Source organism: Pseudomonas sp. G7(2022) (assembly GCF_052660475.1).
In genome coordinates this window covers 5,550,671-5,571,571 of the sequence record NZ_CP109659.1, presented here as the reverse complement: position 1 = coordinate 5,571,571, position 20,901 = coordinate 5,550,671, and the positions used below count along the sequence as shown (strand labels likewise).

The 20,901-nt window shown below is 62.0% G+C and carries 18 protein-coding genes; 6 read left to right on the top strand and 12 right to left on the bottom strand.

Annotation, left to right across the window (positions count from 1 at the left end; genetic code table 11):
- Window positions 1-26: 26 nt before the first annotated feature.
- From dxs to NE357_RS25485, 3 genes are all read right to left on the bottom strand, one after another.
- Window positions 27-1,925 carry a 1-deoxy-D-xylulose-5-phosphate synthase gene (dxs, locus tag NE357_RS25495; RefSeq protein ID WP_169432096.1) on the bottom strand — a complete coding sequence of 633 codons (1,899 nt, stop codon included), beginning with the start codon at window positions 1,923-1,925 and terminating at the stop codon, window positions 27-29.
- A 91-nt stretch (window positions 1,926-2,016) separates the two neighbouring features.
- The gene (gene ispA / locus NE357_RS25490; protein ID WP_169432095.1) at window positions 2,017-2,904 is read right to left on the bottom strand and encodes a (2E,6E)-farnesyl diphosphate synthase; all 888 of its coding nucleotides are present in this window, start codon (window positions 2,902-2,904) and stop codon (window positions 2,017-2,019) included.
- The gene (locus NE357_RS25485) at window positions 2,901-3,143 is read right to left on the bottom strand and encodes an exodeoxyribonuclease VII small subunit (protein ID WP_007894317.1); all 243 of its coding nucleotides are present in this window, start codon (window positions 3,141-3,143) and stop codon (window positions 2,901-2,903) included. The genes ispA and NE357_RS25485 overlap by 4 nt, the downstream gene beginning before the upstream one ends.
- 363 nt (window positions 3,144-3,506) lie before the next feature.
- Between NE357_RS25485 and NE357_RS25480 the strand changes: the two genes are divergently transcribed.
- Genes NE357_RS25480 through NE357_RS25455 form a run of 6 tightly spaced genes read left to right on the top strand, consistent with a single transcriptional unit; the run spans window position 3,507 to window position 13,696 of the window.
- Window positions 3,507-4,298, top strand: coding sequence for a YfaP family protein (locus tag NE357_RS25480; RefSeq protein ID WP_039771904.1), 792 nt, complete (start codon window positions 3,507-3,509; stop codon window positions 4,296-4,298).
- A gap of 51 nt (window positions 4,299-4,349) precedes the next feature.
- The gene (locus NE357_RS25475; protein WP_169432094.1) at window positions 4,350-6,062 is read left to right on the top strand and encodes a DUF2138 domain-containing protein; all 1,713 of its coding nucleotides are present in this window, start codon (window positions 4,350-4,352) and stop codon (window positions 6,060-6,062) included.
- Window positions 6,032-6,697: a DUF1175 domain-containing protein gene (locus NE357_RS25470; protein WP_169432093.1), complete on the top strand. Its 666-nt coding sequence runs from the start codon at window positions 6,032-6,034 to the stop codon at window positions 6,695-6,697. Before NE357_RS25475 ends, NE357_RS25470 begins: the two co-directional genes overlap by 31 nt.
- On the top strand, window positions 6,694-11,259 hold the full coding sequence (locus NE357_RS25465; RefSeq protein WP_169432092.1) for an alpha-2-macroglobulin family protein: 4,566 nt from the start codon (window positions 6,694-6,696) through the stop codon (window positions 11,257-11,259). The genes NE357_RS25470 and NE357_RS25465 overlap by 4 nt, the downstream gene beginning before the upstream one ends.
- Window position 11,260: 1 nt before the next feature.
- Complete coding sequence (locus tag NE357_RS25460; protein WP_169432091.1) at window positions 11,261-12,880, top strand: DUF2300 domain-containing protein; 1,620 nt, start codon at window positions 11,261-11,263, stop codon at window positions 12,878-12,880.
- A gap of 3 nt (window positions 12,881-12,883) precedes the next feature.
- Window positions 12,884-13,696 carry a YfaP family protein gene (locus tag NE357_RS25455; RefSeq protein WP_169432090.1) on the top strand — a complete coding sequence of 271 codons (813 nt, stop codon included), beginning with the start codon at window positions 12,884-12,886 and terminating at the stop codon, window positions 13,694-13,696.
- Window positions 13,697-13,755: 59 nt separating this feature from the next.
- Here the strand turns inward: NE357_RS25455 and NE357_RS25450 are convergent, their stop codons facing one another.
- From NE357_RS25450 to NE357_RS25410, 9 genes are all read right to left on the bottom strand, one after another.
- On the bottom strand, window positions 13,756-14,052 hold the full coding sequence (locus NE357_RS25450; protein ID WP_169432089.1) for a type II toxin-antitoxin system RelE family toxin: 297 nt from the start codon (window positions 14,050-14,052) through the stop codon (window positions 13,756-13,758).
- A complete protein-coding gene (locus NE357_RS25445; protein ID WP_085732973.1) occupies window positions 14,042-14,281 on the bottom strand; it encodes a type II toxin-antitoxin system RelB/DinJ family antitoxin in 240 nt (79 codons plus the stop codon). The genes NE357_RS25450 and NE357_RS25445 overlap by 11 nt, the downstream gene beginning before the upstream one ends.
- A gap of 456 nt (window positions 14,282-14,737) precedes the next feature.
- Window positions 14,738-15,478 carry a S24 family peptidase gene (locus tag NE357_RS25440; RefSeq protein WP_169432088.1) on the bottom strand — a complete coding sequence of 247 codons (741 nt, stop codon included), beginning with the start codon at window positions 15,476-15,478 and terminating at the stop codon, window positions 14,738-14,740.
- 221 nt (window positions 15,479-15,699) lie between these two features.
- Window positions 15,700-16,227 carry an inorganic diphosphatase gene (ppa, locus tag NE357_RS25435; RefSeq protein ID WP_007933577.1) on the bottom strand — a complete coding sequence of 176 codons (528 nt, stop codon included), beginning with the start codon at window positions 16,225-16,227 and terminating at the stop codon, window positions 15,700-15,702.
- A 112-nt stretch (window positions 16,228-16,339) separates the two neighbouring features.
- A complete protein-coding gene (locus tag NE357_RS25430; protein WP_169432087.1) occupies window positions 16,340-17,152 on the bottom strand; it encodes a M90 family metallopeptidase in 813 nt (270 codons plus the stop codon).
- A 4-nt stretch (window positions 17,153-17,156) separates the two neighbouring features.
- Window positions 17,157-17,807 (bottom strand): DedA family protein, encoded by a 651-nt coding sequence (locus tag NE357_RS25425; RefSeq protein ID WP_169432086.1) that lies wholly within the window; start codon window positions 17,805-17,807, stop codon window positions 17,157-17,159.
- A 237-nt stretch (window positions 17,808-18,044) separates the two neighbouring features.
- On the bottom strand, window positions 18,045-18,506 hold the full coding sequence (locus NE357_RS25420; RefSeq protein ID WP_169432085.1) for a GNAT family N-acetyltransferase: 462 nt from the start codon (window positions 18,504-18,506) through the stop codon (window positions 18,045-18,047).
- A gap of 115 nt (window positions 18,507-18,621) precedes the next feature.
- Window positions 18,622-19,455: an ethanolamine ammonia-lyase subunit EutC gene (gene eutC, locus NE357_RS25415; protein WP_432760314.1), complete on the bottom strand. Its 834-nt coding sequence runs from the start codon at window positions 19,453-19,455 to the stop codon at window positions 18,622-18,624.
- A complete protein-coding gene (locus NE357_RS25410) occupies window positions 19,452-20,846 on the bottom strand; it encodes an ethanolamine ammonia-lyase subunit EutB (RefSeq protein ID WP_169432083.1) in 1,395 nt (464 codons plus the stop codon). The genes eutC and NE357_RS25410 overlap by 4 nt, the downstream gene beginning before the upstream one ends.
- Between the last annotated feature and the right edge of the window lie 55 nt (window positions 20,847-20,901).

The window sequence follows — 20,901 nt, the reverse complement described above, 5'->3', positions numbered from 1 at the left end:
ATGGGGTTTTGCGTTTATCCAGCGAGTCAGCGGTTAAGCAGGTCCAGGCGCTCACGCACCGCCGCTTCGATCCCGGCCGCATCCAGCCCGCACTCGGCCAGCATCTGCGCCGGCTTGGCGTGCTCGACGTAAACGTCCGGCAAGCCCAGGTGCAGCACTGATTTGAGGATGTTTTCACGGGCGAGGAATTCGCTGACCGCGCCGCCGGCGCCGCCCATGATCGCGTTCTCCTCGATGGTCACCAGCAGGTCGTGGCTGGCGGCCACTTCACGCACCAACGCTTCGTCCATCGGTTTGACGAAACGCATGTCGACCACGGTGGCGTCCAGCGTTTCAGCGACAATCAGCGCTTCGGCCAGCTGCACGCCGAACACCAGCAGGGCGACCTTGCCGCCCTGACGACGAATCACACCCTTGCCGATCTCGATCGGTTCGAGGTTTTTCTCGATGGTTGCGTTCGGGCCGGTGCCGCGCGGGTAACGCACCGCCGCCGGGCCGTTGTACAGGTGACCGGTGGTGAGCATCTTGCGCAGTTCGTTTTCATCGCTCGGGGTCATGATGACCATGCCCGGGATGCAGCGCAGATAAGACAGGTCGAAGCTGCCGGCGTGGGTCGGGCCGTCTTCGCCCACCAGACCGGCGCGGTCGATGGCGAACAGCACGTCGAGGTTCTGCACCGCGACGTCATGCACCAACTGGTCGTAACCGCGCTGCAGGAACGTCGAGTAGATCGCCACCACCGGTTTGGCGCCTTCGCAGGCCATGCCGGCCGCAAGGGTCACGGCGTGCTGCTCGGCAATCGCCACGTCGAAATAGCGCAGCGGGAAGCGTTCGCTGAACGCCACCAGATCCGAACCTTCCTTCATCGCCGGGGTGATGCCCACCAGGCGCGGGTCGGCAGCGGCCATGTCGCACAGCCATTCACCGAATACGCCGGAGTACTTCGGCCCGCCGGCCTTCTTCGGCGCGGCGGCCGGGGCGTCCAGCGGCTCCAGCTTGGTGATGGCGTGGTAACCGATCGGGTCGACTTCCGCCGGGGCGAAGCCTTTGCCTTTCTTGGTGACGATGTGCAGGAACTGCGGACCTTTCAGATCGCGCATGTTGCGCAGGGTGGCGATCAGGGTCGGCAGGTCGTGGCCGTCGATCGGGCCGATGTAGTTCCAGCCCAGCTCTTCGAACAGGGTGCCGGGAACCAGCATGCCTTTGGCATATTCTTCGGTACGACGGGCAATTTCCCAGGCGCCAGGCAGGCGCGACAGCACTTTTTTGCTGCCTTCGCGCATGCTCGCGTAGGTGCGGCTGGAAAGGATCTTCGCCAGATAGTTCGACAGACCGCCGACGTTGCGCGAGATCGACATGTCGTTGTCGTTGAGGATCACCAGCATGTTGGCGTCCACTTCCGGCGCATGGTTCAGCGCTTCGAAGGCCATGCCGGCGGTCAGCGCGCCGTCACCGATCACGGCAATCGCCTTGCGATCACTGTTCTGCAGGCGGGCGGCGATGGCCATGCCCAGCGCGGCACTGATCGAGGTGCTGGAGTGGCCGACGCCAAAGGTGTCGTACTCGCTCTCGGAGCGGCGCGGGAAAGCGGCGATGCCGTCCTTCTGGCGCAGGGTTTCCATGCGCTCGCGACGACCGGTGAGGATCTTGTGCGGATAGGCCTGATGACCGACGTCCCACACCAGCCGGTCGTCCGGGGTGTCGAAGACGTAGTGCAACGCGATGGTCAGCTCGATGACGCCCAGGCCGGCACCGAAATGCCCGCCGGTCTGGCCGACCGTGTAGAGCAATTCCAGGCGCAACTCATCAGCCAGGGTTTCCAGCTCGGCTTCGCCTAACCGGCGCAGGCCGTCCGGCGTGTTAGCGCGGTCGAGCAGGGGCGTGGTCGGGCGCTTGCGGGGAATCTCATGAAACGTCGTGGGCATCAGGCGAATCGTTATAGGTATAAAAGATGCGGCAGTTTACCTGATGCATCGTCCCCTGCCCACGCGTTGGGCTTTTTTGGCTGATTAGCCTTTAGTTGCGCCGGTCGACGATATACCGGGCCAGATCGCGCAATGGCTCGGCGGCCGCGTCAAACGGTCGCAGCGCGTGCAGGGCCTGATCGCGCAGTTCCAGGGCATAGGCCTTGGCGGCGTCGAGGCCGAGCAGGGCCGGATAGGTCGGCTTGTCGCGGGCGATGTCGGCGCCCTGGCGTTTGCCGAGGGTTTCGGTATCGCTTTCGACGTCGAGGATGTCGTCCTGCACCTGGAATGCCAGGCCAATGGCCTGTGCATAACTTTGCAGAGCCTTGAGTTCATCCTTCTCGGCGCGGCCGCTGGCCAGGGCGCCGAGCTTGACGCTGACCTCGATCAGCGCGCCAGTCTTGTGCCGGTGCATCTGTTCGAGGGCTTTCTGATCGAGCTTGAGGCCGACCGAACCGAGGTCGATGGCCTGACCGCCGACCATGCCGGCCGGGCCCGCCGCGTGCGCCAGCGCCGTGACCTGTTGCAGGCGGATGTCCGCGCTCAGGTCGCTCAGGCGCGGGTCGAGCAGGGCGCTAAAGGCCAGGCTCTGCAAGCCGTCGCCGGCCAGAATCGCGCAGGCTTCGTCGAATTTCTTGTGAGTAGTCGGCTGGCCGCGACGCAAATCGTCGTCGTCCATCGCCGGCAAATCGTCGTGTACCAGCGAGTAAGCGTGGATCAGCTCAACTGCGCAGGCCGCACCGTTGGCCTGCCCGGCCTTGCCGCCGAGGGCTTCGCATGCGGCGTAGGCCAGCAGCGGGCGCACGCGTTTGCCGCCGTTCATCACGCTGTAGCGCATGGCTTCATAGAGGCGCGCCAGTTCCGGCAGCGGGGCATTGAACAGGGTTTCCAGTGCCGCGTTGACCCGCGCCTGGCTGGTGGCCGAATACGCTGCAATCATTCTGGCTGATCCGCGTCGAAGGGTTCCTCGGCGAGTTCGCCATCGCGCTCCAGCAACACCTGGACCTTTTGCTCGGCCTGGGCCAGCGCCGCCTGGCAGTCACGGGTCAGGCCGATGCCCTGCTCGAAAGCGGTCAGCGAGTCTTCCAGCGACAATTCACCGTTCTCCAGACGCTCGACCAGTGTTTGCAGGTCGGCGAGGGACTGTTCGAAATCCAGTGCAGCTTTTTTGCGGGCCATGGCGGCTAATTCCGGTTGACGTTAAACCGGCGCGACACTAGCAGATAGGGGGGGTATGGGCAAATGAGCGGGGTGTCTTGGCCGTTTCATCATGGTGTCGAGACCAGTCTTGTCTGACCCGAAGGTTATTCGGCTCATGTTGTGAGCCGAATAAGTCCGCTATTCGGCTCACGCCCAGTCAATGTGCGTGATTCCCACCGCAAATCCAGATGTATCCGATTGTTAAAAAACTGCCGAATCGCTAACCTTCGCGCCTTCTACGACCCGACAGTCACGGGTCTTTCAGACGAAACGCAGTATCGCCCACTGTGAAGCGCCGAGGATCGGGTGCAAGGTTTCGTCAGGCATGGCAGGAGGCATCACATGCGTTCACTTCTTTTGCTGCTGATCGGCTTGGCCTGCGCGCCCGCGCTGCTGGCGGCGCCGAGCGCGGAGCTGTCGGAGCCGGTGGGCGGCTGGCGCTATCACGGGCTGCTCGATCGCACGGAAAACCCGCAGGTCGCCTATCCCACACCTCCCATCGATCGCGGCATCCAGCGCAATCGCACGATGATTCAGGGCCAGCTCAAGGCAATCGGGCATCTGCGCCCGCCCCACAGCCTGGCGGTGAATGGCAATCCACTGAATCTGTACACCGACGACCAGGGCCGTTTCGCCCGGCCGTACGCGTTCGGCGCCGGTTCCAACAGCGTCGAGGTGATCAGTGCCGACGGCCAGTCGCTCAAGCGCGTTCAATTCTACGAAGCCAATAACCTGCGCACGCCGGCGCGGATCCGCGTGGTGCTCGGCTGGGATGACCCTAAAGCCGAACTCGACCTGCACGTCATTACGCCTGACGGCCAGCACGCCTTCTGGGCGCGACCGGCGATGAGCAACGGCGGCGGGCTCGATCCGGACGGTGTCGATGGTCCCGGCCCGGAAATGTTCACCATGACCGCGCCGCTGCATGGCACCTATCTGGTTTACGTCAACTATTGGGGCAACTTCGGTAACGGCGGCTATAACTTCGAGGAGACCAGCAACCAGAACGAGGTCATCACCTCGCAGATAACGCTGGTGCTCAACGAAAACACTGTCGACGAAAAACGCGAAACGTTCATCGTGCCCCTGCGGGCCATCGGTGATCTGTTGCTGGTCAAGACTTTCAACTATTAAGCATCCCGCACCACGGATGAACTGCCGAGCTTTGGGAACATGAGCGAGAAGATGAGCGAAAACACTGAGACCCCGGCGACCGCCGCACCCACCGCCAAACCTTCCCGGCGCTGGCCGTTGCTGGTGGCCGGGCTGTGCCTGGTGGCCGGCGTGGCGGGCGGGCTCGGCTGGCTGATGCACAAGCCCAAGCTACCGGCGGCGGCACTGGCCAGCGACAAACTCGGTCTGAGCCGCCCGGATGCGCTGCTGGAGACCCGCTCCCTGAGCCAGTTGCCCAAGGACCTGCTGACGGTGCCGTTCCTCAAGGCCACGCTCACCGAGGATTTCGTCTTCTATTACGAAACCCACGCCGACCGCCTCGGGTTGATCGGCAGTCTGCGGCGGATCATCTACGAGCATGACTTGAAGCTGCAGGACAGCCTGATCGAGCAACTCTTCGATCAACCGGCAGACGTAGCGTTGTGGCGCGGCGCCGATGGTCGGCTGAAGGATTTCCTGCTGGTGATGGATCGCGGCGGTCTGGCCAAGCTGCTGGAGCCGCTTGCGAAAGTCGCCCTGGATGATTCGCAACTGAGCGTGTTAAGCACCCTGAAAGTCGGCGGTGACGAAGTGCCGCTGTATCAGCTGACCTACAACGCCAGCAAATCCCTGTTGTTTGCTTCCCGTGGCGACAAACTGGTGGTGTTGTCCAACCCGAGCAAGTTCTACGACCCGGAAAGTGGCGCTTCCGAGGAATCCAGCCACGTTTCGCCGCAAGCGCTGGCGGCTTTGCTCAACGGCGAAAAACTGTTCCCCGAGGCATTCGGGCTCACGGCCAAGACACCTGAAACCAAGCAGCGTCTGTCAGTCAATTCCAGCGTCCTGGCCATGGGTTACCAGCGTTTCATCCCGAATTTCGCCGGTCTGCGTTTCGACATGGACGACAAGGGCTGGCACAGCTTCCTGGCCATGGATGAGCTGGAGAACCAGCCGGACTTCGATTTCAAACCGGTCTGGCAAGCCATGCCGCTGGGCGCCAGTGCCTGCGTGACTCTGCCGGTCGCTGCCGAGCCGCAGAAACCGTTGCTGGTGAAACTCGGCGCCGAAGAAGCGGTGGCGCAGAAACTCACCGAACACGTGGCCGGCGCGGCGGGCCTGTGCTGGTACGCCGATTCGCGGCTGTACACGCCGTTGCTGGTGGCCAGTCTGAACGACGAAGACAACGGCAAACTCGACGCAGATATCGGCACGCTGTTCGATTCGATGGTCGGCGCCTACGAAGGCAAGGTCGACGAACACGCGTTCCCGGTGGTCGAGAAACAGGAAGGCCAGAGCCATCTCTGGCAGCGTCAGGTCAGTTCCAACTTCGGCCCGTATGCGGCCAAGGATGCCGAGAACCCGGATGCGATCACCGGCCGTGCGTTCATGAAAGTCAGCCTGGCGCGCCATGGTTCGACGCTGCTGTTTTCCCTCGACGACAAACTGGTGGACAAGGCCCTCGGCACCCTCGACAAGCGCTTCCCGCCGATGGCCGATGTATTGCCCAAAGATGTGCTGATGCCGATTTACTTCGGCCCGGATTCGATGGCGCAACTGATGCAGCAGGAAACCCTCGACAGCCTGCCGCAGGACATGGAGCCGGTGTTCTACAACGCCGCGCAAACCTACCTGATCCCGAAACTGCGCACCCTCGGCGGCATGGGCAAATACGCCCTGACCCTGCCGGAAGGCAGCGAGCCTGAAGGTCACTGGCAATGGCTGCCGCTGGAGTGGAAAGCGCTGTGACTGGATTGATCCGCAGTCTCGGCCTGTTGGCGCTGTTACTCAGCGCCAGCGCCCGAGCCGTTGAGACTCCGGCCCTGGACCCTGCGCAATCCCAGGTCTTTCGTGCCTGGTTCGTGCGCATCGCTCAGGAGCAGTTGAGCAAAGGCCCGAGCCCGCGCTGGTATCAGCAGGACTGCGCGGGGCTGGTGCGTTTCGCCGCCAACGAAGCGCTGAAAGTGCACGACGACAAATGGCTGCGCAGCAATGGCGTGTCCAACCGCTATCTGCCGCCGGAGCTCGACCTGAGCGCCGATCAGCGCAAGCTCGCCCAGCAATGGCAGCAGGGCGGCGGCAAGATCGGGCCCTACGTCAACGCGATCAAACTGATTCAGTTCAACAGCCACCTGATCGGCCGCGACGTGTCCCAGGCACGGCCCGGCGATCTGATGTTTTTCGATCAGGGCGACGACCAGCACCTGATGATCTGGATGGGCCGCTACATCGCCTATCACACTGGCACGACCACCCCAACCGACAACGGCATGCGATCGGCAAGCCTGCAGCAACTCATGACATGGAAGGACACCCGATGGATACCCGACGCAGCCAACCCCAACTTCATCGGCGTCTATCGACTGAACTTTCTCTCCCAATGACCGGTGCCCGCATGCTGCGTTTACTGCCTTTTCTGTTGCTGTCAGTCCTGCCGTTTTCGGCCGTGAATGCCGAAGACACCGTGGAGCCAAGCGGCTACACACCGGTCTCCGGTGAGAGCTTTTTCCTGCTGGCCGACAGCAGTTTCGCCGCCGACGAACAGGCGGTGGTGCGCCTTGAAGCGCCGGGCCGTGATTACCGTCGTTTCCGCATGGAACCGTACGGCGGCGCCGACATCCGCGTGTACAAGATCGACAAGCCGCTGGACTTCCTCAAGCGCCAGAAGAACCTGCACCGCGTGGTCAGCGACGGCCAGTTCAAGGGCGAAGGCCTGTCCAACACCCTCGCGTACCTGTGGGACAACTGGTACCGCAAATCCCGTCGGGTGATGCAGCGTGCGTTCTCTTACGAGTCGCGTCAGCAAGTCACCGAGGAAGTGCCGGAGCTGAAGATGGGCAATGCCATCGCCGCGCCGACGCCGTACGACGCGCAACCGCAGTTCGCCCTGATTCCGGGCCTGCCGGTGGTCAGTCAGTTTCGCTATCCGCTGTGGCAGGCCAAACCGATCCAGCCACCGACCGGGGTCAATCTGGCCGGGTCTTCCAGCGAGTTCGTCAGCGTCGCGCCGGGTAACGTCTACATCCCGTTGGGCAATCTGAAACCGGGTCTTTATCTGGTCGAAGCGCTGATCGGCAAGTACCGCGCGACCACCATGGTTTTCGTTTCCAACACCGTCGCGGTAAGCAAGATTGCCGGTGATGAATTGCTGGTGTGGGCCGCGCGCAAACACGAAGGCAGCTCGGTGCCGAAGGTCAATGTGCTGTGGACCGACGGCCTCGGCGTGATGAGCAGCGGCGCCACCGACACCGATGGTCTGCTGCGCCTGAAACACGTCAGCCCGGAGCGTTCGTTCGTCATCGGCGAGGACGAAGAGGGCGGGGTGTTCGTCTCGGAAAACTTCTATTACGACAGCGAAATCTACGACACCAAACTCTACGCCTTCACTGACCGGCCGCTGTATCGCCCGGGTGATTGGGTGTCGCTGAAAATCGTTGGCCGTGAATTCAAGAATGCTCGGGATTCAGTGTTGCCGGGCGCGGCGGACGTCAATGTCAGCGTGCTCGATGCCACCGGCACCGAGTTGCAGCGGCTCGACCTGAAACTCGACTCCAAGGCCGGCACCCAGGGCCGTTTCCAGTTGCCGGACAACGCGGTGGCCGGCGGTTACGAGCTGCGTTTCAATTACAAGGATCAGGCCTACAGCAGCGCGTTCCGGGTGGCGGAGTACATCAAGCCGCACTTCGAAATCTCGCTGAATCTGGCCAAGCAGGATTACCGAACCGGCGAACCGGTGAAGGGCAGCCTGGTGTTGCTGTACCCGGACGGCAAACCGGTGGCCAACGCCAAGCTGACCCTGAGCCTGCGCGCCCAGCAACTGTCGATGGTCGACAACGAGCTGCAATACCTCGGGCAATTCCCGGTGGAACTGACCAGCACCGAACTGACCACCGACAGCAAGGGCAACGCGACCCTCGACCTGCCGGCCGCCGAAAAGCCTAGCCGCTACATGCTCATCGTGTTTGCCAGCGATGGCGCGGCGTATCGGGTCAAGACCACCAAGGAAATCCTCATCGACCGCGGCGCTGCCAGCTTCCGTCTGACCGCGCCGCAGCGTTTCAGCGCGGTCGGTGACAAGGTCGCGTTCAGCTACGCCAACGAGGGTGGCAGCCAACAGGCGCAGGCCGTGGTGCCGAGCAGCTACAGCTGGGTGCGTCTGGAAGACCAGACCACCGGCGAGGGCAAGCTGGCGGCGAAAGACAAAGGCTTCAGCGTGGCGTTCGATCGTCCGGGGACCTACAACCTGTCGTTGAAGGATCAGCACGGTCGAGTGCTGGGTGCGACCGGTCATTCGGTCACCGGCGACGGCGTCAAGGCAGTGCCGGGCACCGTGGAAATTGTCCTCGACAAACCCGAGTACAAGGCCGGCGACGAAGCGCTGGCGCTGATCACATTCCCGGAGCCAGTCAGCGATGCACTGCTGTCGCTGGAGCGCGACAAGGTCGAAGCCACCGCGCTGCTGGCCAAGGGTGGCGACTGGCTGAAACTGGAGAAACTCAGCGACACCCAATACCGCGCACGCATCCCGGTGAAGGACAACTTCGCGCCGAACCTGACGTTCTCGGTGCTCTACACCAAGGGCGGTCAGTACAGCTTCCAGAACGCCGGGATCAAGGTCGTCGCGCCGCAGATCGATGTGGCGATCAAGACCGACAAAGAGACGTATCAGCCGGGCGATACCGTGACGGTCGACCTGACCACGCAGTTCGCCGGCAAGGCTGTGCCGGCGCACCTGACGGTCAGCGTGGTCGATGAAATGGTCTACGCGCTGCAACCGGAAGTCGCGCCGACCATCGACCAGTTCTTCTACCACCCGCGCCGCAACAACGTGCGCACCAGCGCCAGCCTGTCGTTCATCAGCTACGACGTGGCGTTGCCGGGCAGCCCTGGCGCACCGGGCAAGGCCAACCGCAGCGAGCGTGGGGTGAAAGTGCTGGAGCGGCCGCGTCGCGAAGACGTCGACACCGCTGCGTGGCAGCCTGAATTGCTGACCGACGCCGACGGCAAGACCCGTTTCACCTTCAAGATGCCGGACTCACTGACCCGCTGGCGCATCACCGCGCGGGCGATTGCCGATGACGGTCAGGTCGGGCAGAAGAAGCAGTTCGTGCGCTCGGAGAAACCGCTGTACCTGAAGTGGAGCGGGCCGAGCAAATTCCGCAAGGGTGACCAGCCGCAACTTGGCGTGTTCGCCTTCAGCCAGGCCGAGAAACCGGTCAAGGCCGAGCTGGTGACGCACTACGCCGGCGCCGAACAGCGTCTGCCGGTGACCCTCAACAACGGCATCAACTACCTGCCGCTGCCGGCCTTCGCATTGGCCACCGGCGAATGGATCGCCGAGCTGGTGCAGGACGGCAAAACCGCCGACGCCCTCGCGGTGCGCCTGACCGCGACCGGCGAAGGCTGGCAAGTGACGCAGACCCAGAGCCTCGACGTGGCCAGCGGCGACACGCCGTTGAGCCTGCCGGCAGACGCCACCGACATTCGCCTGCGTCTGGATGACAGCCCGCAAGCGTTGTTCCGTTCGGCCCTCGACGATCTGCTCAGCTATCCGTACGGGGGTGTCGAGCAGACCGCCAGCCGTTTGCTGCCGTTGAGCATCGCTTATCCGTCGCTGGCGTCGAGCCCGCAGATCCGCGACCGCTTGCGCCTGATCATGCAGAACAGCCGTCTGCGGCTGGTGCAGATGGCCGGGCCGTCGGCGAGCTTCACCTGGTGGGGCTTCGACGGCGAACCGGATGCGTTCCTCACCGCTTACGCCTACTACGCCGACTGGAACGCCAGCCAGGTGTTGGATCTGACCCTGCCGCCGGAGCATTGGCAGCGGGTGCTGGAGGTTTACGCCAAGCAAGCGCCGAACACGCCGTTGCTGCAACGGGCGCTGATCCTGTCGTTCGCCAAACAGATGCACTTGCCGGTCAACACGCTGCTCAGCGGCTTGATGGACGATCTGGCGAAGGCTGGTGAAGGCAATGCCGAAACCCTGATGGACGACGGCGAAGACAGTCTGGTGATGAGCGACCCGGATTCGGCGCTCGGTCTGGCGGCGGCGCGGGCCTTGACCGCATCGCTGGCGACCCAGTCGAAAGTTGCTCTGCCGGACGCGTTCAATCGTCAGCTGGGCGCTGCGCAACAGCGCTTGTCCGTCAGTTCGCAGCCGTTTGCCGAAGCGCTGAACCTGTCGCTGCAACCGTTCGATCAGGCTCGTGCGAACGCGCTGCTGCAACGCCTGTTGCCGCAGCAATCGACCCTCGAACGTGCGCTGGCGCTGACCTGGCTGCAACGCAGCATCGCCCAGGCCTCGCCGACCATCGCGCTGGCACCGGGCGAAGGCTGGAAGAAAAACTACGGCGCGACCGGTGAGATGTACTGGACGTGGCAGGGTGCTGCGCCGGTACCGAGCGTGTTGACGGTGTCGGGCACTCAGGAGCGTCCGCTGCGAGCGGCGCTGAGCTTCCAGACCCAGCAGCCGGCGGTCGATCCGATGGCGGTGACCATCACTCGGCGCCTGTCGCGTCTGGTACCGGGTGACGAAGCCTTCACCTTCAAACTGGAGCCGGTCGGTACTAAACCACTGTCCAGCGACAGCCTGTACCTGGACGAAGTGATCCTCACCAGCAAGGCACCGAAACCGCTGCGCTACGGCATGCTCGAAGTGCCGCTGCCGCCGGGCGCGGATGTCGAGCGAACTACGTGGGGCATCAAGTTGCAGGGCAAGGACGGCACCGAGCCGACCGCGCTGGAGAAGGCGCGGTTCGAACCGGGCCAACTGGCCTACGCGGTGCCGGTGGATGCGCTGAGCGGTGAATTGCGTCTGCGCCATCTGGTGCGCTTCTCGCAGAAGGGCCAGTTCAATCTGCCGCCAGTGCGCTTCACTCAGGTCTACGCGCCGCAGCATCAGGCCCGGGAAGCGAAAGCGGCCCTCGGTCAGGTCACGGTCAACTGACATGACCCGGCCGCTGGTGTGGCTGCTGATGTGTGTGATTCCTGCGCTGGCGACGGCGCAGGATGAGCCGTTGCGCGTGGCCTACAAGGGCGAACTGCTATCGCTGAACACCACGCAACTGACCGCTCGCGAGCCGCTGCCTTCGTCTCTGGATACGCCGCTGGGCAGTCTGTGGAAGGTGTTCGTTTACGCGTGGCTGGTGGATACCGGCGCTCGCGAGCCGGCTTATGAATGTCGCGGGGAGTCGAAGGAAGAGGTTTATTGCTGCGCAGCGGGCGGCAAGATCGAGCGTGATCAGGCGCTGGTGAAATCGTGCGGATTGTATTTTGAGCCGGTGCGGTTGGGCATAACCGCTGGCGATTGGAGAACCTATTGGCAGGCGCGACAGGCGCCGTCGTGGTTGCTGGATTTGCCATCGGTGCAACCGGCTACTCGGGTTTCCGTGGCTGACTTGCTGAAGGTTTTGGCGTGGCTGCCGGCCCAGGATCAGATGCGTCGTGTGCTGCTCGACGTAGTGCTGAACGCGTCGGACGGCAATGTCGTCGGTGAACTCGGCGGGCGCCTGCGGGTGAAAACCTGGAGCTGGCTCGGCGATCAGGACCCTCAATCACGCCAGGGCGGATTCGCCGGCTGGACGGCGGACGGCTCGCCGATCTGGGCCGGTGGCCGGGGTACCAGTCAGATGGTGTTGCGGCATTACGGTTCGGCGTTGGCGACGATGTTGCCTGCTTCCTGGCCGGCGGACGGCGGGCGATGTGTCGAGGTGGGTCTGTTTTCGCGTTATCCCGTTACCCGGGTTCTGGCCGGTGATCGGGCGGTGACTTCGGGCCCGTTGCAGGGCGATTACCGCGTCGAATTCGCCAACGGCAATGCGCTGGATATCCACAGCGACGGCGAGTTGTTTCTGCTCAACGACAAACTTGTGGCTCGGCTCGATCGTGAAGAGTACGTCGCCCGAGTGCTGGAGCGTGAAGCCAAACCGGAACCAGCCGAAGCGGCTAAAGCATTGGCCGTGGCGATCCGCACGTATCTGCTGCAAAACGCCACGCGCAATGGCGAATGTTTGAGCATCGATGACAGCAGCACCCGCCAGCGTGTCGCCCCGCGTCCTGCTTCTGCCGAATCGCGCAGCATCACCGCCTGGACGGCGGATCTGGTATTGGCCGGCAGCACCGTCACCTATCACTCCGATCAACCCGGGCCCGACAAACTCGCCTGGCAACAGGCCGTCGAGCAAGCCAATGCCGGCCAGCGTTACGACGCTATTTTGCTGCACGCCTATCCGCGCGCGAGCCTCAGTCGCTGGGACAACCCGGTGGCGTCCTGTGAAGCGCTGCCCGCCGCGCAAGACTGGCTGCAAAAGCAACGTCGCGGCTGGCGTCCGACGCTTGAAAGCGAAACCGGTTACAACGAAGTCAGCACTTTCGCCGTCTGCAAACTCGCCTTCGGCCGCCCCTTCGTCGACCGAGAACGCCAGCGCATCTACGTGCGCGGCGTGCTGTCCTTGCAGGACCGCCTCGACCTGACTCACGAATACCTGCACCTGGCCTTTGAAGCTCATCCCAATGGCCAGGATGAAACCTATATCGAAGGGCTCGCCCGTCACCTTTTGCTGGAATAGACCATGACACTCCGTTATCCACAGGTCTTGCTGTTGCTCTGCGTATTTGCCGCTGCTTTGCCGGTGATTGCCGCTGACGGCGTCAAACTCGACACCCCGGTCGGTGGCTGGCGCACCGGCGCGGCCGAAGGCGAGGGTGAAAGTTTCCGCCAGACCGTCAACTACCCGGCCTCCTCGGTCAACACCCCGGTCGGTCAGGCCAACACCGCCCGCATCAGCGGCGAAATCAAAGCCACCCCGAAAAACAAAGAGCCCGGCCGCCTGATCGTCAACGGCGTCAGCATGCCGCTGAAAATCGACGACAGCGGCCGCTTCGACCGCCCGTTCTCGTTTCCCAACGGCAGCAACAGCGTCGAAGTCCGCAGCCCGGACGGCCAGCAACGCCATCGCACCCAATTCCTCAACGCCAGCGGCGGCGCCACCCCGGCCAAACTGCGCGTGCTGCTGTCCTGGGACAGCGACGGCACCGACCTTGACCTGCACCTGATCACGCCTGACGGTGCGCACATCTGGTACGGCGACCGCGTCGCCCCCAATGGTGCGGCTTTGGACGTCGACGTGACCACCGGCTACGGCCCGGAAATCTTCGCCATGCCGGCGCCGATCAAGGGGCAGTATCTGGTGTATGTGAACTACTTTGGTGGTGGCTATCGCGGGGATTATGAGGGAGGGGATGAGGCGGTGCAGCCGTTGACCACAGCGCAGGTGACGGTGATTACGGAGGAGGGGACGCCTAGCGAGAAGATGGAGACTTTCATCGTGCCGATGCGGGCGGTGGGGGAGTTGACGTTGGTGAAGTCGTTCAGTTATCCGTGAGGGTAATTGGGCAGCAGGTTGCTGCCCAATTTCAGAATTGATCCTGATGATTAACTGGCTCAGGGTTGGGACGACAGTCGATCCTGTGCAGTGTCATAAGCCGCCTCTCGCTCCCTCTTTCCGATAGCGACTACGAACACCACAATTTCGTGATCAATCACCTGATAAATCAGGCGATATCCAGCACTTTTCAGCTTCACCTTGTAGCAATCTGGCAGCTCGCGAAGCCTGTTGGCTTCTATGCGAGGATTCTTGAGAACCTCGGCGAGTTTCTTTTTGAACTGCTCGCGAATCGTATCGCCCAGCTTGTTCCATTCCTTCAATGCACGACGATCAAACTCGAGGTCATAGGTCATCCAGACTTACCTTGACTCGCTGAGGAGCGGCAAGACGTTCAGTGACCACGGCGATAAGCGCTTCATCTTCTTCGCTAATCAATGCCGCTTTGAATGGTAGTTTGCCCCGGTCCGCGACGTATTGAAGCGTTTGGCGCAGAAGCTCTGAGGGCGTCAGCCCGAGCTTTTCCAGCTCTGCGAAGGCGCGCTGTTTCAGTTCGTCGTCGATACGAATGTTGATGGATGCCATGATGAGTTACCTGTAATGACGTTTGTCTTTACGGTACTAGCGCGTTTGGTATCCGGCAAGCGGCGATTCAGATTTCGGACGGTAGGTTTGGCTTTTCAGCAGGCATTAAAAAGCCGGCTTGTGGCCGGCTTCTCGGGGACTGGCTTGGTTTATTTTTGGTAAACCGCGCCAGCCTTCAAAACGTACATCCGGATCTTGCGTCCGGCTGTGGGACTTGGTCAGACAGTGGTCTGCCGCGTCAGGCGTCATCTGGGCCGCTTGGCGGGTCGATGCGCGAATGTGGGGCGCAGGATACTGAGTTTTGTTGGGGATGCCCAGTCTCAAGTGCGTAATAGAGCGATTTGTGCGGCAGGACGCAGGAATTTGTACCGTGTATCCGGGCCTCTTCGTCGGATCGCCGCCCGGACCAAGCCCGCTCTCACCCGGTTCTGTGCAGGGGCACAGAGTGATGGAGGGTCAGAGAAACGGCACCACCGGCCGCCGCTTGTTCAGTGTCGACCACCAGAATACCCACCCCAGCACATGAATCCTCTGCTCCTCGATCTGCGCCGCGCGGAAGATCTCGTCCGGGTATTCGGCGCTGTTGTGGCTGCGCAGACGCAATGCGTTGCCGGGCATGCGGTGCAGGTATTTGATGCGCAGCATGCCGTCGTGTTCGATGGCGTAGATTTCGCCGTCCACCACCTGGGTGAGGCTGCGGTCGATGGCGAGGGTGGAGCCGTCTTCGATTTTCTCCGCCATGCTGTTGCCGATCATGTGGGTGCAGATGGCGTCGGTGGGGTGGATGTTCAGGGTTTCGAGGTGGCTGCGGGGCAGGCGGACGGTTTGCTCCGGGTCCTTGATGACGTGGGTCTTGCCGGAGCCGGCAGTCGTGGGCGCTTCCTTGTAGAGCGGTAGTGCGATGTCGTTGGATTCGAGCACCGTGTAGACGCCACTGATGGCTTGGGTATCGAACGTCTGACCCGGATCTGTGTGCAACCGCGGGGCTTCTTTCGGGCCTTCGCCGGTCTTCAGCCATTGGCTGTTGACGGACAGCAGGCGCGAGACCTCTTCCATGCGGTACGCGGGTACGCCCCGGGTGTACCAGTTATGAACGTTTTGGGCTTCCGTGCCCCAGAACTTTGCGAATCCCGTGGTGGTGATGTTCGCAGCTTCCAGGAGTGCCTTGAATCTTGGACCACTAGTGTTCTTTCTCATAAACACGAGTCTAAGGCCGGCCCAGAGCGGTTTGAATAAACCTTGCGTTCAAAATCGAGGCAAATTTTGCGACGAGATGTAAGGCGTTCTTGTGGGAAATTACACACGCTAAAACTTTTCTGTAGGCCGCCATAAACAAGCTGTTTAGGCCCTTGCCGCCCAGGCACAAAAAACCCCGGATCAACCGGGGTTTTCTTCAAGCGTGTCGCAGGTCGCGAGGCTTAGCCTTTGTACGCAGCAACCGACTTGGTGATCGCGGCGCGGGCGGCGTCTGCGCCGTCCCAGCCTTCGATTTTCACCCATTTGCCTTTTTCGAGATCCTTGTAGTTCGCGAAGAAGTGCTCGATCTGCTGGATCAGCAGAGCTGGAAGGTCGGTGTATTCCTTCACGTCCACGTACAGCTGGGACAGCTTGTCGTGTGGAACGGCGATGACTTTGGCATCGCCGCCGCCGTCGTCGGTCATGTTCAGGATGCCGACCGGACGCGCGCGGATCACCGAGCCTGGCGCCACCGGGTAAGGGGTTACGACCAGCACGTCCAGGGGATCACCGTCGTCAGCCAGGGTGTTCGGGATGTAACCGTAGTTGGCCGGGTAGAACATCGGGGTGGCCATGAAACGGTCAACGAACAGGCAATCGCTGTCTTTGTCGATTTCGTATTTGATCGGCGCGTGGTTGGCCGGGATCTCGATCGCGACGTAGATGTCGTTCGGCAGGTCTTTGCCAGCCGGAATCTTGCTGTAGCTCATTGGGCGTTGCCCCCGTTAGTAGACCAAAACACTTGGCCGGATTGACCAAAAAGTGGCGGCGATTATAGGCATATTCCACCCGCGATGCCATGCACCGAAGGTCGTCCAGGCCTTACTCGTGTGCCTGATAGACCGGGTCCGTGGCCTGAAGTTGCTTCAGTCGTGCCAGGGGATCCTGTCGGTAGAAAAGCTGCAGCTGCGCATACACCTGTGGATAAGCCTCCTGCAGCAGATCCGGGGCGCTGAAAAAGTACTCGCTGGTGACGGCGAAGAACTCGGCCGGGTTCTCGGCGGCATACGGGTCGATGGCGGTTTCGGCGTCGGGATGGCGGTCGAGCTGGCGATTGAGGTCGTCGTACGCCGCCTGCATCACTTGGGCCCAGTCTTTTACCCGCATGTCGGCGTGCAGCGGTGGCAGGCCGTTGGCGTCACCGTTGAGCATGTCGAGTTTGTGCGCCAGTTCGTGGATCACCAGGTTGTAACCTTCCCAGCCACCACTGGCCATCACTCCGGGCCAGGCAAGGATGATCGGCCCTTGTTGCCAGGCTTCACCGCTGTGTTCGCCGTCCCACTCATGCTCGACGCCACTGGCATCGCGATGACGCTGGGGGCTGAGGAAGTCGTCGGGGTACAGAATGATTTCGTGGAAGCCCTGATACCAGTTCAAATCGCCAAGGTGCAGCAGCGGCAATTGCGCCTGAGCGGCGAGCAGCAGGCGTTGCTCCTGATGCAGCTCGACGCCGGGCAGGGCAGTCAGGTGCTTGTCTTCGAGAAACAGTACGCAGGCTTCGCGCAGCCACTGATCTTCCGCGGCGCTGATGCCGTCAAGGAAGCTCAAGTGGTGATGCACCCGCTGCCACATGTCATCGGCAATCGGATGCTTCGCCAGAGTGCGCCGGCGTCGCCAGGCGCTCAGTGACCACATCGAATTAGTGCGATTGGGCTTTGGCGCCGCCGAGACGGCTGCGCAACATGCCAATGATCATCGGCACCAGCGACAGCAGGATGATGCCGACCACCAGCAGCGACAGGTTCTTCTTGATGAACGGCACGTTGCCGAAGAAGTAACCCAGCGTTACGAGACCGCCGACCCACAGGACGGTACCGAACACGCTGAAGCCGAAGAAGCGCGGGTAAGGCATCTTCGCGACACCGGCGACGAACGGGGCAAAGGTGCGGATGATCGGCAGGAAGCGCGCCAGGGTCACGGTTTTGCCGCCGTGCTTGTCATAGAAGTCGTGCGTCTGTTGCAGATAGTCGCGACGGAAGATCTTCGAATTCGGATTGCTGAACAGCTTCTCGCCGGCGGTTCGTCCGATCACGTAGTTGGTGCTGTCTCCGAGGATTGCCGCCAGCATCAACAGACCGGCCAGCAGTACCGGGTCCATGCCGCCGCCTGCAGCGACCGCCCCGGCGATGAACAGCAACGAATCACCCGGCAGGAACGGTGTGACCACCAGGCCGGTTTCGCAAAAAATGACCAGAAACAGGATGGCGTAGATCCAGGTCCCATAGTTGTTCACCAGCATGTCGAGGTAGACGTCGAGATGCAGGATGATATCGATCGGGTTGAAATCCATGTGGGCACCTGTGGTGATGGCCCGACTCGGCAGGCCTGTGCGGATGATTCGGTGTAAGCCTACAAGCGGTTGTAGTTTTTCTTACAAGCCGGAAAGCACAGGATTATACGATCTGACAGGTGAAAAGCGCGTTGGTTTTGTAGCGGGGCGTTTCGAGGGCGGAGTGAGGTGCAGGCCTTTGTGGCGAGGGTGTTGCACCTTCTTCACAAAGGCCTGCATCCACACTGTTAGAAAAAATCAGAGTTCTTCGCTGATCGGCAGCACGTAGTTCTTGAACTCGGTGTCTTCCTTGAATCCGATGGATTCGTAGGTTTTTTGCGCCACTTCGTTGTCGCTGCTGGTGGAAACGCGCATGCGCACAGCCTGGGTTTCCTTGGCCATGCGCTTGGCGGTGCGGATCAGGTTGTCGGCGACCAGTTGACGGCGGGCATCTTCGGCGACGTAGATGTCATTGAGGATCCACACCCGCTTGAGCGACAGTGAGGAAAAGCTCGGGTAGAGCTGGCAGAAACCCATCAGCTTCTTGTCGTCGTCATCGGCCAAGGCCAGGTAAATCACCGATTCCTTGCGCCGCAGGCGTTTTTCGAGGAATGCCCGGGACGAGTCCGGATAGGGCAGGGAACCGTAGAACTCGCGATATTTGACGAACAGCGGGGCCAGCAGGTCCAGGTGTTCGAGGGTCGCTTGAATAATCCGCATGATAGGTCTCGTCTTCAAGTGGCTGTCTTCAACTGCTCTGACGGCGATGGGAAACCCGGGCGGCCGTGCATCGATCCTGCCTGAAACCGGCGCAGAAACGCAATGCGGAAACGGTTCAGGCGGAGGGCGGATCGAGCAGGAAATTACTCTTCATGTCTGCACCGGCTTCCGATTCCAGCGTCTGAACCTGCGCCTCGTCCTTCAGATTGACGCCCGACAGCTGTCGCCGACAGGCTTCGCGCATCAGGTACAGCAAGCGATGCGCCGCCATGCCGTAACTGAGCCCTTCCAGCCGCACATTGGAGATGCAGTTGCGGTAAGCATCCGTGAGGCCGACCTTTGGATTGTAGGTGAAATATAAACCCAGGCTGTCCGGTGAGCTGAGGCCCGGACGCTCTCCAATCAGCATCACGACCATTTTCGCGCCCAGCAACTGGCCGATTTCATCGCCAATCGCCACTCGGCCCTGTTCCACCAGCACTACCGGCGCTGTCGACCATTCGTCGGCGCTCATCTGTTCTTCCAGACGGGTGAGAAACGGCAGGGTATGCCGATGCACCGCCAGCGCCGAGAGACCATCAGCCACCACAATCACCAGATCCACCCCGCCCGGATGCGCCAGCGCGTATTCGCGCAGGGCTTGCGCCGATTGATCGCTCAACTTGCGCCCCAGATCCGGGCGTTGCAGGTAACTGTTGCGATCCACCGCCGCGCTGTGCAGCAGCAGGCTGTCGCGCTGGCGCCCGGTCAGTTGGGCGCGGAGCCCGGCATGATCGAACGGCAAATGCACCGCGTCCCGCGCCTGGGCGTGGGCGTACTGGAAATCCAGTTGCGCATGGGTCGGCAGGCTGGTGCCGGTGCGGCCAAGGGCTATGCGCGCCGGGGTCAGGCGACGCAGCTCCAGCCACGGGTTTTGTGGATCGACGGGCGGTTTTTCCATCTGACTCATCCCAGTTGCGCCAGCGCCTGGCGAAACGCCGGCGGCAGGTTGTTGCCGAAGCGGACCTTGCCGTCCGCCTGGGTGAAGATGCCCATGTTCGCCAGCCACTGTTCGAACTCCGGCGCCGGTTTCAGGCCCAGGGTCTGGCGGGCGTAGAGGGCGTCGTGGAACGAGGTGGTCTGGTAGTTGAGCATGATGTCGTCGGAGCCGGGGATGCCCATGATGAAGTTGATCCCCGCCACGCCCAACAGGGTCAGCAGGGTGTCCATGTCATCCTGGTCGGCTTCGGCGTGGTTGGTGTAGCAGATGTCGCAACCCATCGGCACGCCGAGCAACTTGCCGCAGAAGTGGTCTTCGAGGCCGGCGCGGATGATCTGTTTGCCGTTGTAGAGGTATTCCGGGCCGATGAAGCCTACGACGGTGTTCACCAGAAACGGCTTGAAATGCCGCGCCACGGCGTAGGCGCGGGTCTCGCAAGTCTGTTGATCGACGCCGTGGTGGGCGTTGGCCGACAGTGCGCTGCCCTGACCGGTCTCGAAATACATCAGGTTCTGCCCGAGTGTGCCGCGATTGAGGCTCAGGCCCGCTTCATAACCTTCCTGCAAGATGTTCAGGTTGATGCCGAAACTGGCGTTGGCCGCTTCGGTGCCGGCAATCGACTGGAACACCAGATCCAGCGGTACTCCACGGTTTATGGCTTCTATGGAAGTGGTGACGTGGGTCAGCACACAGGCCTGGGTCGGAATGTCGTAGCGCTGGATGATTGCGTCGAGCATTTCCAGCATCGCGCAGATCGAGGCGATGCTGTCGGTGGCCGGGTTGATGCCGATCATGGCGTCGCCGTTGCCGTACAACAGACCGTCGAGAATGCTCGCGGCGATGCCGGACGGCTCGTCGGTCGGGTGATTGGGTTGCAGCCTTGTGGATAACCGTCCGCGCAGGCCAAGGGTGCCGCGAAACTTCGTGACGACGCGGATCTTCTGCGCTACCAGCACCAGATCCTGCACGCGCATGATCTTCGACACGGCGGCGACCATTTCCGGCGTCAGGCCGGGGGCGAGGGCGCGCAGGCTGGACTCGTCGGCCGCTTCGCTGAGCAGCCAGTCGCGAAAACCACCGACGGTAAGGTGGCTGACCACGGCGAAAGCCTGTTTGTCGTGGCTGTCGATGATCAGCCGGGTGACTTCATCGGACTCGTAAGGAATCAGCGCTTCCTGCAGGAAATGCGTAAGCGGGATGTCGGCCAGCGCCATTTGCGCGGCGACCCGCTCGCCATCGTTGAGCGCAGCGACTCCAGCGAGGAAATCCCCGGAGCGCGCCGGGCTGGCCTTGGCCATCACATCCTTGAGGCTGTCGAAGCGGTAGGTCTGGGCGCCGACGGTATGGGCAAATGCGGCCATGGGGCGGTGTCCTCTTGATTCTGTGGATAACTCGATCCCACATTGGATCTTTATG

Excerpts from the sequence above, each read along its gene's own strand:
- NE357_RS25450 (WP_169432089.1), bottom strand. The coding sequence starts at position 14,052 with ATGACCTATGACCTCGAGTTTGATCGTCGTGCATTGAAGGAATGGAAC.
- NE357_RS25410 (WP_169432083.1), bottom strand. The coding sequence starts at position 20,846 with ATGGCCGCATTTGCCCATACCGTCGGCGCCCAGACCTACCGCTTCGAC.
- NE357_RS25440 (WP_169432088.1), bottom strand. The coding sequence starts at position 15,478 with ATGAGAAAGAACACTAGTGGTCCAAGATTCAAGGCACTCCTGGAAGCT.
- NE357_RS25470 (WP_169432093.1), top strand. The coding sequence starts at position 6,032 with ATGGCTGCCGCTGGAGTGGAAAGCGCTGTGACTGGATTGATCCGCAGT.
- NE357_RS25425 (WP_169432086.1), bottom strand. The coding sequence starts at position 17,807 with ATGGATTTCAACCCGATCGATATCATCCTGCATCTCGACGTCTACCTC.
- NE357_RS25475 (WP_169432094.1), top strand. The coding sequence starts at position 4,350 with ATGAGCGAAAACACTGAGACCCCGGCGACCGCCGCACCCACCGCCAAA.
- NE357_RS25420 (WP_169432085.1), bottom strand. The coding sequence starts at position 18,506 with ATGCGGATTATTCAAGCGACCCTCGAACACCTGGACCTGCTGGCCCCG.
- NE357_RS25485 (WP_007894317.1), bottom strand. The coding sequence starts at position 3,143 with ATGGCCCGCAAAAAAGCTGCACTGGATTTCGAACAGTCCCTCGCCGAC.
- NE357_RS25445 (WP_085732973.1), bottom strand. The coding sequence starts at position 14,281 with ATGGCATCCATCAACATTCGTATCGACGACGAACTGAAACAGCGCGCC.
- ppa (WP_007933577.1), bottom strand. The coding sequence starts at position 16,227 with ATGAGCTACAGCAAGATTCCGGCTGGCAAAGACCTGCCGAACGACATC.
- eutC (WP_432760314.1), bottom strand. The coding sequence starts at position 19,455 with ATGAGTCAGATGGAAAAACCGCCCGTCGATCCACAAAACCCGTGGCTG.
- NE357_RS25465 (WP_169432092.1), top strand. The coding sequence starts at position 6,694 with ATGACCGGTGCCCGCATGCTGCGTTTACTGCCTTTTCTGTTGCTGTCA.
- NE357_RS25460 (WP_169432091.1), top strand. The coding sequence starts at position 11,261 with ATGACCCGGCCGCTGGTGTGGCTGCTGATGTGTGTGATTCCTGCGCTG.
- ispA (WP_169432095.1), bottom strand. The coding sequence starts at position 2,904 with ATGATTGCAGCGTATTCGGCCACCAGCCAGGCGCGGGTCAACGCGGCA.
- dxs (WP_169432096.1), bottom strand. The coding sequence starts at position 1,925 with ATGCCCACGACGTTTCATGAGATTCCCCGCAAGCGCCCGACCACGCCC.
- NE357_RS25455 (WP_169432090.1), top strand. The coding sequence starts at position 12,884 with ATGACACTCCGTTATCCACAGGTCTTGCTGTTGCTCTGCGTATTTGCC.
- NE357_RS25480 (WP_039771904.1), top strand. The coding sequence starts at position 3,507 with ATGCGTTCACTTCTTTTGCTGCTGATCGGCTTGGCCTGCGCGCCCGCG.
- NE357_RS25430 (WP_169432087.1), bottom strand. The coding sequence starts at position 17,152 with ATGTGGTCACTGAGCGCCTGGCGACGCCGGCGCACTCTGGCGAAGCAT.